We start from the raw sequence: 13,732 nt of genomic DNA, 5'->3' as shown, positions 1-13,732 counted from the left end.
TTCTCCCCTAAACTTCAGTTTTTAAGAAAGAAGAATTGCTTAGAGTGCTTTTGCTATAGCCTTGTTGCTCTACAGGAACAATGTTGCGCAATAGTGAAGTGTAGAATTCAGAAACTGCTAATGACATTTTTCCAAAGCGATAATTAAGTTTTTTTAATTCTTCAAGTTTATCGTGAAGTTGTGCGGTGAATTCGCTTGCGCCTTCTCCCAAAAGCTTTTGTTTTTCCTCATAGCTTAGATCGGCAAGTGTAGCGTTTGGATAGTCTTTTTTTAGTTTTGTTTCAATGCTTTTGGCGTAAGCTTCTTTTTTGCGGATAAAGGAACTTGTTAGCTCTTCTTTTTGTGCGATTCTGGCAAAAATAGGTTCGTTTTTTGCTTCTTTGATATCTGAAATATCTTGTTCTGTAATTGCAATGAGTGCTTTAATGTCCTCTAATGCATCTTTTAAAAATTGCAAAGACATAGATAACTCCTAAAAGTGAATTATCTACTATCTAAGCAATTCTTGTGCCAATTTCTCTGCACTCTCCTTTAGATTGATTTGATAATTACCATTTTTAATGGCATTTTTGATTTCTTCTACTCTAGAAGAAGAAGCCTTTTGTGAAGAGGTTTTTTGTCTATCTTCTATCTGCTCATTTTTAGCTTGATTAACCGATGATGTATTTTTATTGTTTATTTGATTAATCGTGCTTGAAAAAGCAGAATTACTCATTAAGTGACTAATCATTACTTTTTCCTTCTTTTGGTGTAAGTTTTATATCTCAATAAATCGACCATTTTTTTTAAAACTAAAGTTTTTTTCTGATATTTTTAGAAATGTCTTGCAAAAACTTCTCTGTTTCGGTCTTTGGCGGTGCTACATAGTCTTTCATATCATAAAGCGGAATATTTGCTCCCCCAATTTTTATGGTATAAAGTATGACAAAAAGCATAAAATAAATAAACAACCCAAAGCCAATGGAAGGTATAAACCAATCTTTCATTTTATTCCTTTTAGCTTTAAAAGTATAGCAAATTTTCTTATTTTTTAGATTAAGTTTGGTCTTAATATCTTTAAAAGATTCTTTTATTGTGGTATAATCTAGGACTTTAATATTTTTCTAAAGATTCCACAATAAAAGAGGTCATATGCAGCAAGTTAGGATTTTTGTGTTTAGAGTTTTTTTTGTTTTTGGGTGTTTTTTGTCAAGTTTAGTGGCGGCAAATATTCAAGAATCTCAATGGGAAAATGGGCAGACTCTGCTAACATTTTTTGAAAAAAATTCAATTCCTCTTAAGGTTTATTATGACTTGCCGCGCGAAGATAAAGAATTAGCCGATGAAATTGTTAGTGGAAATACTTTTTACACCCTTTATGATGAAGAGGGAAAATTACTGCAAGCCTTGATACCTATTAATGAAAACTCTCAACTGCATATTTACAAAGAAGATGCGACTTATGGAATGCGTGCCATCCCAATTGTTTATTTTGAAAAAGAGCATAATATAGCCCTTTCTGTGGAAAGTTCGCTTTATAATGATATTGTAAAATACACTGGCGATACCTTTCTTGCTTCAGATTTTATTCAAGCTTACAAAGGAAGTGTGAATTTTAAAAGACAAATCAAAAAAGGTGATAAATTAGCTATCATTTATGAGCGAAAATATAGATTAGGAAAGGTTTTTGGTAGTCCTAATATCAAGGCTTCTATTTTAAAAACAAGCAATGAGAAAAAGTATGTTGTTCGCTTTGATGATGGAAATTTTTATGATTTGGAGGGAAATAATTTAAATAAATATCTTTTTATGATTCCATTGAAATACAAGAGAATCTCCTCTCATTTTTCAATGGGGAGAAAGCACCCAATTCTTGGCTATAAACGACCGCATTTAGGCACAGATTATGCCGCACCAAGACACACTCCAATCAAAGCAGCCTCTCAAGGCAAAGTGATTTTTGCAGGAACTAAAGGCGGGTATGGTAAAACTGTGATTATTCAACATGAAAATGGCTATCGCACTCTTTATGGACATATGCATAAAATAAACAAAGGGATTAGGGCGGGGGTTTATGTTTCTCAAGGCAAACAAATAGGAACCGTTGGGAGCACAGGGCTTAGCACAGGTCCTCATTTGCATTTTGGACTTTATAAAAATGGCAGCGCTATTAACCCGCAAAAACATTTAAGAATTGCAACTATTAAGCTTAAGGATAAAGAGAAAGAGAAATTTTCTATTCTTGCAAAATCATTCCAGAATCAGTTAGAAACTATTTTGGCTAATAATCTTGAAAATGAGCCTTTTAAAAAAATGCAAAATTCCTATATAGTGTATCTTAGCGAGGAAATAGGAAATGATGAAGACTCCAAAAGAAATAACTAATATTCGTTTTTGCGCTTGTGAATCATCGCTTTATATTAAGCCCAAAAGAATGCTCTTTTGTGAAAATGGTAGAGAGAGAAGTTGGGATATTATTGAAGCACACGATAGCGTTGCAGTTCTGCTTTATCATAAACAAAAAGATTCTTTTGTGGTGGTTAAGCAATTTCGCCCCGCAGTTTTTTTGAAAGAACAAGTAAGAGAAAATAGGAATCTAAAGTGTGAGATTGGCTATACCTATGAGTTGTGCGCAGGGATTACAGATAAGCCAAATAAGACTCTAAAAGAAATTGTGCAAGAAGAAATTTTGGAAGAATGTGGTTATAGTGTTCCATTGGAAAAAATAGAGAAAATTACAGAATTTTATAGTTCTGTTGGGTTTGCAGGTAGCAAACAAACCTTGTTTTTTGCACAAATAGATGAGGAATTTAGAGTTCATAAGGGAGGGGGGATTGATGATGAGAATATTGAAGTTATTTTTGTTCCGCGCACAGAGGCTTATTCCTTTGTATTAGATGAGACTTATCCTAAAACTTCTGGAGTTATGTTTGCCTTTTTGTGGTATTTTAAGGAAAAAAATAATGAAAGGTGATTTTGCACTTCAAGAAATCACAAGAAAACTTGATGAAATTAAAGAAGTTTGGCAAATTTATGAGATTTTTGAAAAAGCAAAAAAAGAATTTAATAAGGAATATGAAACTCTATCAAAAGATAGAGAATCGCTTATTGATAGTTTTAATGAAATTTCTGCAAAAAACGCCCTTTTGCTTTCTCAAAACCAAGAATTAGAAACTAAAAATAAGCTTTTAGAACAAGCTTTAACGCAAAAACAAAAAGAACTAGATGAATTAGATTCTAAGAGCGTTTTAGAGGGGATTTGCTATGATTTTTCAAATCTTGAAGGTTTGTGTGAAGATTTGAAAGAGCATTTAGGAAAAATAGACACTACATTGCCCACAAAGCCAAATGCCTTACAAAAGCTAGAAGTCTCTTATCAACAGCATAAAAAGTTGGTTGCCAAACCTGCTAATTCCTATGTAACCTTAGCTGAAGCACAGAGGCTTTATGAGCGCATAGAAGTGTTTTTGGAGCACTTAAAATCACTAGATTTGGAGATTGCAAAAATGCTTTTGGAAGTGCGAGATTTGAAGAATCAATGTCAGAAGAAATACGAAGATTCTTATAACGAAATCCTCTAGAAGACTTAGAGTAAAATTCAAAATGAAAAAAATCAAAATCTTTGTCTCAGCCTTGGAATATTCAGCTAATATTCATCTTTATTATTTATTAAACGCTTTACAAAAAAGAGAAGTAGATTTTGAAATTTGTGGGATTTTTGATACGAAAGTTTTAAAGATAGAGAGCACTTTTAGTCCTAATGAATTTAGAGTAATGGGATTTGTTGGAGTTTTGGGGTTGATACCTAAGTTTTTTAGGATTAAAAAATCTCTAGTCGCATTAGCAAAAGAATGTGATTTCGCGCTTTTTATGGATTCTTCATCGTTTAATATACCCTTGCTTAAGTCACTTCATCAAGCTAAAAATAAACCGCATTTGGTCTATTATATCTTGCCACAAGTGTGGGCGTGGAAGCCTTATAGGGCAAAGATTCTTTCTGTTTTTTGCGATTCATTGTGGGGGATTTTACCATTTGAGGGTCATTATTATCCAAAAACTTCAAATTTTTCGTATGTAGGGCATCCTTTATTAGATGAGATACCTTTTTCTTATACAAAGGTTAATTCTAGTAATCTTATAGCTTTTATGCCTGGGTCAAGAATTTCTGAGATTAAAGCCCTTTTTCCTATTTTTAAAAAGCTTATTAAGCATTTAAAAAAGATTAACAAAAAGGGATTATTGATTGTTCCAAAGCATTTTAAAAATCGTAATTTATTAGAAATTTATGGGGATTTGGAGGATTTTGAGATTTCTTTTGAGACCTATGAAGGATTAGGGCGCTGTGAGTTTGCTTTTGTTTGCAGTGGAACAGCAACACTAGAATCCACACTTCTTGGAATTCCTACAATTTTAGTTTATAAGGCAAGGTGGCTTGATTATTGGATTGCAAAAAGATTGGTAAAGCTTAATTATATTGGATTGGCTAATATTTTTTTAGAATTCCTTGCGTATGGATTACCCAAAAACAATAATAATCCACAAAATTTTCCTATTCATCCAGAATTTTTACAAGATCAAGTAAAAGTAGAAGCTCTCTTAAAAGCCTTTTATGAATTTGATAATGAGAAATTTTTTGCACAGAAAGAAAAATTAATGGAATATTTAAAAAATGGAAGTGCAGAAAATTGTGCAAGAAAAATTGAAAATTTTGTGAAAAATTTACAAAACTAAAGGGCTTTTTAACTCTCTTTAGCATAGTATTATAAATTATTTTCAGTATTTTGGAGATTTTTGTGCAACCAATGACAGAATATGGCTATAATAAGCTAATTAATGAGTTAAAAAATCTTAAGGAAGTCGAGCGACCAAACAATATTAAAGAAATTGACACCGCAAGAGAACATGGGGATTTAAAGGAAAATGCCGAATACCACGCCGCAAGAGAAAGGCAACTCTTTTTAGATGCGCGGATTAATGAATTGACACAGCTTGTCGCAGAGGCTCGTGTGATTGATCCAAGCACTATTGCTCACGATAAAGTAAGTTTTGGATCAACTATTACGCTAGAAGATTTGGATAGTGAAGAGCAGTTTTGTTATACAATTGTTGGAGCAACTGAGAGTAATCCAGATAAAGGTTTAATTTCCTATCATTCGCCTTTGGCAAAGCAGCTTTTAGGAAAGGTTATTGGCGATGAGGTAACAATTCAACTTCCCAAAGGCAAAGTGGATTATGAAATTTTAGATATTTGCTATAAAGAAATTCAATTTTAGGTAGAAAAATGGCAATTTTGAAAATAAGAAAATTAGTCCCAGAGGCGATTTTGCCAAAATATCAAACACAAGGTTCTGCAGGATTTGATTTGTGTGCAGTGCAGTCTGCTACTATTCCTGCTGGCAAATGGGCTTTGATTCCAACAGGCTTAGCTTTTAGCTTTAAAGAGGGTTATGAGATACAAGTGCGCCCAAGAAGTGGTTTAGCCTTGCAGTATGGGATTACTCTGCTTAATACCCCAGGAACAATTGATAGCGATTACCGCGGAGAAATTAAAGTGATTATGATGAATCTTAGCAATGAAGACTTTGTGATTAACAAAGGCGATAGAATCGCCCAAGCAGTCTTGTGTAAAGTCAAACAAGCTAAAATCAAAGAAGTGGAAGTGCTTGATGAGACTAAGCGCGGTGAGGGCGGATTTGGTAGCACGGGTAAATCATAGGCAAAAGGAGAAGTTTTGAGCTTAAAGCAAAATGTAGATTATATTAAAGAAGAAATCAATAATGATGAAAAAATGCTGGAGAGTTTAATACGATTTGAGGGGTGGTTTAAGCGATATAAGATTCCTTTGGTGATAGTTACAGCATTTTTGGTGATATTAGGTGTTGGTTATAGTGTTAATAGATATTATCAGGAGCAACAAAAAGAAAAAAATTCATCACTTTATCAAAAAGCGCTTTTGGGTGATGAGGTAGCTATTGCTAGTCTTAAAGATTCAAAAAGTTTGCTTTATGATTTGTATCTTTATCAAAAAGCTCTAAAAGAAGAGAATGCAGCAATGCTCAAAGAACTTGAATCTTCAAAAGATCCTATGATTGCAAGGCTTTCAAAACAGCAAAATATAAGTTTAAAGGAAGATTTAAAAGAGCTTAACTCTCAAGATTCTAATGAATTAGGCTATCTTGAAGCTGCCTTTTTGGAAATTAAAAAGGGAAACACCAAGGAAGCAAAGGCAATTTTGGCAAAGATTCCTAATGATTCGGCTATTAGAGAAATTGCAAACTCTTTAGAACATTTAACCATTAAAGGAATTAATCATGCCAAATAACACATTAAAGATACTAGTAGGGATTGTTTTATTAGCTTTTTTAAGTGGATGTGGCTCTAAATATTACTTTGAGCCCAAAGAGGAAGAAATTGCTAATGATATTTCTTATGGTGGTTCTTTATCAAGTGATATTATAGGAATCACTCGCGATGGAGCAACTTTAGCAAGTGGGCAATTTATTACTAAATATTCTCAGATTCCAGAAGTGAAGTTGCCCAAAAATGCACGCTATCTTAATGAATCAGAGAAGTTTTATATCGCAACAACTAATAATAAAGAAATGTTATTAATCAATAAAGAAACGCTTAGTGAAAGTGTTATTGCTTTGGAAGGGAATCCAATTAGCGCTTCTATAGAGGAAAATTTGGCGGCTATTATTTTTGATAATAACTCTTTTGTGCTTTTTGATCTTGACCTTGGACGCACATTATATAAGCAAGAAAACGCATCAGCACCCACTAATAACACTTTGATTGCCTCACCTTATTTTTTGAGTGATATCGCTGTTATTCCAACCTTGGATGGTAAGCTTGTTATAGTAGATAAAAACACTCATCAAATGATTCGTAGCATTGTTGTTAATGGAGGTGAAAAATACTTTAATAATGTTATTTTTCTAGAAGCCATTAATGATAGAATGGTGGCAGCAACCCCTAAGCGCGTTATTTCTGTTAGCCCAAGCATTATTAATACCTTTGATGCTAATTTGCAGGACATTTTATTTTTTGGTGATCAAATTGTGCTTTTTACAACTGATGGAGAGGTGATTTTAACAGATAAAGATTTAAATGAAATTAGGCGCCAAAAGTTCCCCTTTGCACATTTTAGCGCAGCAAATCACGGAGATAAAATTGTGGTTTTAGAAACACAGGGTTATCTGATAAGTTTAAGTGAAGATTTACAAGAGTGGCAGATTTTTGCTTTGCCAAATAAAATCAAAAAACCGACATTTTCAGCAACAGGTAAGATTTTTGTGGGTGATGAAATATTAGAAGTGAATTGAAATGATTCTTTGTGATATTGGAAATACCTTTTTACATTTCTACTATCGCGGTAGAGTTTGGAAAGAAAACAGAAACAATCTTAGCCAAAAAGATTTAAATGAAGTGGTAATTTACATTAGTGTTAATCAAGAATCAACAAGATCGCTTCTTTTGTCACATCCTTATTGTTTTGATCTTACGCCTTATATGAGTTTGGATACCAATTATAAGGGTTTGGGAATTGATAGGATTGCAGCTTGCAATGCCATTAGCGATGGCGTTATTATTGATGCAGGGAGTGCAATTACATTAGATGTTATGCATGGTGGTTTGCATTTGGGGGGTTGTATTTTGCCAGGGATTGCGCAGATGCAAAAAAGTTTCAAATCTATTCCAATTCTAGATTGCGGGATTAATCTCTCTGTCCCCTTGGATACTTTTCCACAAAACACTAAAGATGCTGTTAGTTATGGGGTTTTAAAGCCTATAATGCTTTTAATAGAAAATTTTTCTAAAAACAAAAAAATTTATTTTACAGGTGGCGATGGAAAATTTCTCTCGCGTTTTTTTGAAAATGCAATTTATGATGATTTACTTATTTTTAAAGGAATGCAAAATATTATTACAACAAAAATTACTTCCAAAGGAATCTATTTATGATAAAAATCGCATTGCCAAAGGGAAGAATTGCACAAGAAGCATTGAAGATTTTTGAAGGATATTTGCAAAGTCCGTTAGATTTTGAAGATAGAAAATTGATTCTCAAAAAACAAAATTTTGAATTTATGCTTGTAAGAAGTCAAGATGTGCCTGTCTATGTGGAGAGAGGCGCGGCTGATATTGGGATTGTGGGATTAGATGTTTTAGAAGAGAAGCAAAGCCATTTAGTGAGATTGCTAGATTTAGAATTTGGGAAGTGCAGGGTTGCTATTGGTTCGCCCAAAGATGTAGTCTTGGATTTTTCAAAGCCAAACTTAAAAATTGCAACTAAAATGGAAAATATCACAAAGGCTTATTTTTCTAAAAAAGCCATTAGTGTAGATATTATCAAGCTCTATGGCTCTATTGAGTTAGCACCACTTGTAGGAATGGCAGATGCTATTGTGGATTTGGTTGAAACTGGAAATACACTAGAGCAAAATAATCTTAAAATAGATGCGGTGATTATGGAAGTTAGTGCGTATTTAGTGGCAAATCCAAATAGCTTTTATATGCAAAAGAGAGAAATTTTGGAAATTCAAAAGTATTTTAAAAACTATATCAAAAAGGATTGAAAATGGGTCAGACAATTACAGAGAAAATTTTTTCAGAACATGTAGGCAAAGAGGTTTATGCAGGTGAAATAGTGGATTGTCCTATTGATATGGTGATTGGAAATGACATTACCACTCCTTTATCAATCAAAGCGTTTGAGCAAAGTGGCGCAGAAAGTCTTGCCAATCCAGATGGATTCTGTATAGTGATGGATCATTTTATTCCTGCTAAAGATATTGCTAGTGCTAATCAAGCAAAAATCAGTCGCGATTTTGCTAAAAAGCATAATTTAAAGCATTTCTTTGATGAAAAGGATATGGGAATAGAACACGCTCTCTTACCCGAAAAAGGCTTGGTTGTGAGTGGAGATGTGATTATTGGGGCTGATTCACACACCTGCACTCACGGAGCTTTGGGCGCATTTAGCACAGGTATGGGAAGCACGGATTTGGCTTATGCGATGATTACAGGTAAAAATTGGTTTAAGATTCCAAATACCATTAAGGTAGAATTTATAGGTAAGCCCGCAAAGCACATTTATGGTAAGGATTTGATTTTAGAAGTGATAAGACAAATTGGCGTGGATGGCGCTTTGTATCAAACTTTGGAATTTTGCGGAGATGGCATACAATATCTAAGTATGGATGATCGATTTTCGCTCTGTAATATGGCGATTGAAGCAGGTGCGAAAAATGGAATTATTGCTTCAGATGAAATTACGCGTGAGTTTTTGGCTTCACGCAAGGAATTGCGCGCAAAGCCTAAAGAGTTTTATTCTGATGAAGATGCTAATTACACAAGGGTTTTGAAAATTGATATTAGCACATTAGAACCAGTAATCGCCTATCCCTTTTTGCCTAGTAATGGTAAGAGTATCTCTCAAGCGGTCAAAGATGAATTAAAAATTGATCAGGTTTTTATTGGAAGTTGCACAAATGGTAGATTAGCAGATTTGAAAATTGCAAGTGAGATTTTAAAAGGTAAGAAAGTGCATAAGGATGTTCGCCTTATTATTACTCCTGGAACTCAACAAATCTACAAAGAAGCACACCAGCTTGGATATATTGATATTTTATTAGAATCAGGTGCGTTGATTTCTAATCCGACTTGTGGAGCTTGTTTGGGTGGATATATGGGGATTTTAGGCGATAATGAACGCTGTGTCTCAACAACTAATCGTAATTTTGTTGGAAGAATGGGAGCAAGAAGTTCAGAAGTATATTTAGCAAATTCTGCAGTGGCAGCTATAAGTGCGATAAGGGGTAAAATTGCCGATCCAAGAGATTAAAGACAAAGATTGCTAATTGAATAAATATTGCTTTTTGCGTTATAGAGAAGAAGTGCTAAATTCACTAAAAGGTAAAATCGTATAGGGGGTGCCGAGATTCTCACCTTGTGCTTTTTGGTTTAGTGTGATAATAATAAATTTCTCACAAAATTCTCTTTCTTTAATTATCTTATTAAGTTTTTGTTCTAAAGTTTGGAATTGAATAAAAGGCAGACAAAGAATCCCAAGCATAGAATTAGGGAGATAAAAATCAAGCTTATCAGTAAAAAATACCGCTTCTTTGAAATTATAGAGTAGCTCCAAAAAAACCATATTTTCAAAAAGTGTAGAAAAATTTCGCTCATAACTAACAGCATTTTTGAGTGTGAAATCATAAAAATAAAGCTTCTTGGGAGCAAGATCGTGTTCAAATTTTTCTACCCAAAAGAGTGTTTTGCTCTCTTTTAAAATATTGGCGTATTCATAGAATCGATCTTTAGAGATTTTTCCTTCTTTTTTGAGTTTGGTGTAGATTTGATGGAGAGAGACTTTTAATCCAAGATTTTGAATGAAATTTCTTAGAATCCAAAAGTTTGTTTTATCGTTGGCAAATGATTTTAGTAATTCACCTTTTCTATATTCATTAAGGGTTTCTGCTTCAAAAAGATTGCCGTATTTAAGATAGTGATTAAAAGAATCATGGGGAGTTTGTTTGTGGATTTGGAGATATTCTTTGAAAGTTATGGGTGGCATTTCTTGGGTTTGAAAATGTGGAAGCTCATAGGGAAATTGGCTAATTAGCGTGATATAGGGGAGATTTGGGAGTGGAAATTCTGGAGTGTAAGAATCAAGAATCAAAACTTCAATGTTTTTTTTGTAGCAAAAGGATTCAAGATTATTGAGATCTTGATAGGAATTGATTTTAGAATCAGAGAGATTAATGTAGAGTTTTTTGAGATTTTTAAAAGATTCTTGTTGGTAGTATTGCAAAATAAAATCAGTTTTTCCAATATTTTTGCTACCATAAATTAAGTGGTGAGGTTTGAGACTTAAAGTGTGTTTGCGATGAACTTTTGAAAAATTTTTGGGATAACTTTCAAAAAGAATTTCTAAAAGCATAAAACAATCCTTAGAATATTTGTGGAGTGATATTTTATTTATTTCCTTTTTAAAAGGAAATAAATTACAAAAATTCTCTAAAAAAACTTCACAAAAGTGCGAGTTTTAAGTATAATTTCGGCTTCCAAAACATGGCATTGATTCAATCAATGAGTTCTTTATAAGGAAAAAAAATGGAAAAAATTAGACTTAAGTTGAAAGCGTATGATCATCGCGTTCTTGATAGATCGGTTGTTTCAATCGTGGAAGCCGTCAAGAGAACAGGTGCAGAGATTCGTGGTCCTATTCCACTCCCAACTAAAAAAAGACGATACACAGTCTTAAAATCTCCTCATATCAATAAAGATTCAAGGGAACAATTTGAAATTCGTGTTCATTGCAGAGTGATTGATATTGTTTCAGCAACTCCGGAGACGGTGGATAGTCTTACGAAATTAGATATGGCTCCTGAAGTGGATGTAGAAGTCCGTTCAATGGATAAATAAGGGTTATAAATGGAATTTTTAGTAGAAAAAATTGGAATGAGTAGAACCGTTGCTAAACCAAGTATTCCTGTAACATTGTTAAAAGTTAAAACTGCAAAGGTTTGCGAAGTTTTAGAAGGTGGTAAGGCACTTGTTGCTTATCATCAAGGAAAAACACTTAACAAAGCGATTGCAGGGCAACAAAAAAAATACAATTTGGATAAAGAATTTAATAAGTTTGCAACCATTGAAGTAAGCAATGCAGAAGTGGGTGATTTGGATTTAGCGATTTTAGAAAGCGCAAAAAGAGCAAAAGTTTCCTTTAATACAAAAGGTAGAGGCTTTAGCGGTGTTATGAAACGCTGGAATTTCCAAGGTGGTCCAGGTGCTCATGGTAGTCGATTCCACAGAGCTCCAGGTTCAATTGGAAATCGTGAGTGGCCAGGTCGTGTTCAGCCGGGTAAAAAAATGGCAGGACATTATGGAAATGAAAAAGTTACCGTTCAAAATGAAATCATTTCATTTGATAAAGAAAATAATGTGCTTGTTTTAAAGGGTTCTGTTCCTGGATTTAATGGCGCATTTGGTAAGTTAAAGGTTGTAAAATGAGTAAGGCAATTATTTTAGATAATGGATTGAATAAAAGTGGCGAATTGCAATTGCCAGAAAGTTATAAGGCGATCAATTCTCACAATCTTTATCTCTATATTAAATCTTTTTTAGCTTCAATGCGCGCTAATAATGCGATGGCGAAAACACGCGGCAAAGTTAGCGGTGGTGGTAAAAAACCATGGAGTCAAAAAGGTGGTGGTAGAGCAAGAGCAGGGAGTATCACTTCGCCAGTGTTTGTTGGTGGTGGTGTTTCTCATGGTCCTAGCAACAACAGAAACTACAATCTAAAAGTTAATAAAAAACAAAAAAAGCTTGCTTTACAATACGCATTGCAAGAAAAAGCAGATAATAGCAGCTTGTTTGTTGTAGATAAGATTCAAATTTCAAGCGGTAAAACAAAAGATGCTAATGCAATGTTTAAAGCTTTGAATCAAAGAAATGTTTTATTGGTTTCTGAAATGTTTGATGAGAAAACATATTTAGCTTTTAGAAATCTTAAAAATTGTTACTTGATTGATGGTGCTGAACTTAATGCATATTTAGCAGCAACATTTAGATCTGTGGTGATTGAAAAAGCGCTTTTTGAAGCTATCACAAAAGAGGGTTAAAAATGGCAAGTATTACAGATATTAAAGCAATTATGTATACAGAGAAATCTTTAAAGCTTCAAGAGCAAAATGTCCTTGTGGTTCAGACTTCTCCAAAACTAAGTAAGACACAACTAAAAGAAGTGTTTAAAGAATATTTTGGTGTGACTCCACTTGCAATCAATTCTTTAAGACAAGAAGGAAAAGTAAAAAGATTCCGTGGTGTTATTGGCAAAAGAAGCGACTTCAAAAAGTTTTTTGTAAAACTTCCAGAAGGTGCAAAAATTGAATCATTGGCAGTTTAAGGAGTAAAACATGGCAATTAAAACTTACAAACCATACACTCCAAGTAGAAGATTTATGAGCAATTTAAGCTCAGAGAATATCACAGCAAAAGCTAGTGTAAGAAAATTATTAGTTAAACTTCCTGTCCATGCGGGACGCAATAACAATGGTAGAATCACTAGCCGACACAAAGAGGGTGGTGCTAAAAAGCTTTATCGTATCATTGATTTTAAACGCAATAAATTTAACATTGAAGGTAAGGTAAGCACCATTGAATACGATCCATACAGAAATTGTAGAATCGCACTTGTAACTTATAAAGATGGTGATAAGAGATATATCATTCAACCAAGTGGTTTAAAAGTAGGAGATACTATTATTTCTGCAGAAGGTGGTTTGGATATTCGTTTGGGTTATGCAATGAAACTTAAAAATATTCCTATTGGAACAGTTGTGCATAACATAGAAATGTATCCGGGTCGTGGTGGTCAGCTTGCAAGAAGTGCAGGTGCTAGTGCACAACTTATGGGAAGAGAAGGTAAATATTCTATTATTAGAATGCCAAGCGGTGAAATGCGATATATTTTAGGTGAATGTATGGCAACTATTGGAGTAGTTGGTAATGAAGATTTTGCAAATATTAATATTGGTAAAGCAGGTCGAAGCAGACATCTAGGTATTCGCCCACAAACAAGAGGTAGTGCGATGAACCCAGTAGATCACCCACATGGTGGTGGTGAAGGTAAGACAGGCTCAAGTGGACATCCTGTATCTCCATGGGGTATGCCAGCAAAAGGTTATAAAACAAGAAGAAAAAAAGCAAGCGATAAGCTTATTATTTCAAGAAGAAAAAAATAAGG

Annotated in this window: 20 protein-coding genes; 16 read left to right on the top strand and 4 right to left on the bottom strand. The window is 33.8% G+C overall.

The window, feature by feature from the left end:
- Window positions 1-7 precede the first annotated feature (7 nt).
- The 3 genes from CCY98_RS05250 to CCY98_RS05240 all read right to left on the bottom strand — a co-directional run bounded on the left by CCY98_RS05250 (window position 8) and on the right by CCY98_RS05240 (window position 986).
- Window positions 8-463, bottom strand: a complete 456-nt coding sequence (locus CCY98_RS05250; protein ID WP_181566549.1) for a hypothetical protein — start codon at window positions 461-463, stop codon at window positions 8-10.
- Between the two features lie 27 nt (window positions 464-490).
- Window positions 491-730, bottom strand: a complete 240-nt coding sequence (locus tag CCY98_RS05245) for a flagellar biosynthesis anti-sigma factor FlgM (RefSeq protein ID WP_112057525.1) — start codon at window positions 728-730, stop codon at window positions 491-493.
- Between the two features lie 61 nt (window positions 731-791).
- On the bottom strand, window positions 792-986 hold the full coding sequence (locus CCY98_RS05240; RefSeq protein WP_112057524.1) for a hypothetical protein: 195 nt from the start codon (window positions 984-986) through the stop codon (window positions 792-794).
- A gap of 145 nt (window positions 987-1,131) precedes the next feature.
- On the opposite strand from CCY98_RS05240, the gene CCY98_RS05235 reads away from it, so the two are divergent.
- From CCY98_RS05235 to leuC, 11 genes are read left to right on the top strand one after another with little or no spacing between them, the layout of a single operon-like run.
- Complete coding sequence (locus CCY98_RS05235; protein WP_112057523.1) at window positions 1,132-2,364, top strand: peptidoglycan DD-metalloendopeptidase family protein; 1,233 nt, start codon at window positions 1,132-1,134, stop codon at window positions 2,362-2,364.
- Window positions 2,339-2,953, top strand: coding sequence for an NUDIX hydrolase (locus CCY98_RS05230; RefSeq protein ID WP_112057522.1), 615 nt, complete (start codon window positions 2,339-2,341; stop codon window positions 2,951-2,953). Before CCY98_RS05235 ends, CCY98_RS05230 begins: the two co-directional genes overlap by 26 nt.
- Window positions 2,943-3,560 (top strand): hypothetical protein, encoded by a 618-nt coding sequence (locus CCY98_RS05225; RefSeq protein WP_112057521.1) that lies wholly within the window; start codon window positions 2,943-2,945, stop codon window positions 3,558-3,560. Before CCY98_RS05230 ends, CCY98_RS05225 begins: the two co-directional genes overlap by 11 nt.
- Window positions 3,561-3,582: 22 nt before the next feature.
- The gene (gene lpxB, locus CCY98_RS05220) at window positions 3,583-4,710 is read left to right on the top strand and encodes a lipid-A-disaccharide synthase (protein WP_112057520.1); all 1,128 of its coding nucleotides are present in this window, start codon (window positions 3,583-3,585) and stop codon (window positions 4,708-4,710) included.
- Window positions 4,711-4,766: 56 nt separating this feature from the next.
- Window positions 4,767-5,252 carry a transcription elongation factor GreA gene (greA, locus tag CCY98_RS05215; protein ID WP_112057560.1) on the top strand — a complete coding sequence of 162 codons (486 nt, stop codon included), beginning with the start codon at window positions 4,767-4,769 and terminating at the stop codon, window positions 5,250-5,252.
- 8 nt (window positions 5,253-5,260) lie between these two features.
- Window positions 5,261-5,695: a dUTP diphosphatase gene (gene dut / locus CCY98_RS05210; RefSeq protein ID WP_112057519.1), complete on the top strand. Its 435-nt coding sequence runs from the start codon at window positions 5,261-5,263 to the stop codon at window positions 5,693-5,695.
- Window positions 5,696-5,710: 15 nt separating this feature from the next.
- Window positions 5,711-6,301: a hypothetical protein gene (locus CCY98_RS05205; RefSeq protein WP_250603669.1), complete on the top strand. Its 591-nt coding sequence runs from the start codon at window positions 5,711-5,713 to the stop codon at window positions 6,299-6,301.
- Window positions 6,291-7,304, top strand: a complete 1,014-nt coding sequence (locus CCY98_RS05200; protein WP_112057518.1) for a hypothetical protein — start codon at window positions 6,291-6,293, stop codon at window positions 7,302-7,304. The genes CCY98_RS05205 and CCY98_RS05200 overlap by 11 nt, the downstream gene beginning before the upstream one ends.
- A 1-nt stretch (window position 7,305) precedes the next feature.
- Complete coding sequence (locus CCY98_RS05195; RefSeq protein ID WP_112057517.1) at window positions 7,306-7,944, top strand: type III pantothenate kinase; 639 nt, start codon at window positions 7,306-7,308, stop codon at window positions 7,942-7,944.
- A complete protein-coding gene (hisG, locus tag CCY98_RS05190; protein ID WP_112057516.1) occupies window positions 7,941-8,558 on the top strand; it encodes an ATP phosphoribosyltransferase in 618 nt (205 codons plus the stop codon). The genes CCY98_RS05195 and hisG overlap by 4 nt, the downstream gene beginning before the upstream one ends.
- Before the next feature lie 2 nt (window positions 8,559-8,560).
- The gene (gene leuC, locus CCY98_RS05185; RefSeq protein WP_112057515.1) at window positions 8,561-9,826 is read left to right on the top strand and encodes a 3-isopropylmalate dehydratase large subunit; all 1,266 of its coding nucleotides are present in this window, start codon (window positions 8,561-8,563) and stop codon (window positions 9,824-9,826) included.
- Between the two features lie 39 nt (window positions 9,827-9,865).
- Here the strand turns inward: leuC and CCY98_RS05180 are convergent, their stop codons facing one another.
- Complete coding sequence (locus tag CCY98_RS05180) at window positions 9,866-10,924, bottom strand: ATP-binding protein (RefSeq protein ID WP_112057514.1); 1,059 nt, start codon at window positions 10,922-10,924, stop codon at window positions 9,866-9,868.
- 173 nt (window positions 10,925-11,097) lie between these two features.
- Between CCY98_RS05180 and rpsJ the strand changes: the two genes are divergently transcribed.
- Genes rpsJ through rplB form a run of 5 tightly spaced genes read left to right on the top strand, consistent with a single transcriptional unit; the run spans window position 11,098 to window position 13,730 of the window.
- A complete protein-coding gene (gene rpsJ, locus CCY98_RS05175; protein WP_006656785.1) occupies window positions 11,098-11,409 on the top strand; it encodes a 30S ribosomal protein S10 in 312 nt (103 codons plus the stop codon).
- Between the two features lie 9 nt (window positions 11,410-11,418).
- A complete protein-coding gene (rplC, locus tag CCY98_RS05170) occupies window positions 11,419-11,997 on the top strand; it encodes a 50S ribosomal protein L3 (RefSeq protein ID WP_112057513.1) in 579 nt (192 codons plus the stop codon).
- Window positions 11,994-12,608, top strand: a complete 615-nt coding sequence (gene rplD / locus CCY98_RS05165; protein WP_112057512.1) for a 50S ribosomal protein L4 — start codon at window positions 11,994-11,996, stop codon at window positions 12,606-12,608. Before rplC ends, rplD begins: the two co-directional genes overlap by 4 nt.
- 2 nt (window positions 12,609-12,610) lie before the next feature.
- Window positions 12,611-12,892, top strand: coding sequence for a 50S ribosomal protein L23 (locus CCY98_RS05160; protein WP_112057511.1), 282 nt, complete (start codon window positions 12,611-12,613; stop codon window positions 12,890-12,892).
- A gap of 10 nt (window positions 12,893-12,902) precedes the next feature.
- A complete protein-coding gene (rplB, locus tag CCY98_RS05155; RefSeq protein ID WP_112057510.1) occupies window positions 12,903-13,730 on the top strand; it encodes a 50S ribosomal protein L2 in 828 nt (275 codons plus the stop codon).
- Window positions 13,731-13,732 lie beyond the last annotated feature (2 nt).

The sequence above is a fragment of the Helicobacter sp. 11-8110 genome (assembly GCF_003288905.1).
GTDB classification, from domain to species: Bacteria; Campylobacterota; Campylobacteria; order Campylobacterales; family Helicobacteraceae; genus Helicobacter_D; species Helicobacter_D colisuis.
The sequence above is the reverse complement of the archived record's forward strand: the minus strand, read 5'-3'. Positions and strand labels throughout refer to the sequence as shown.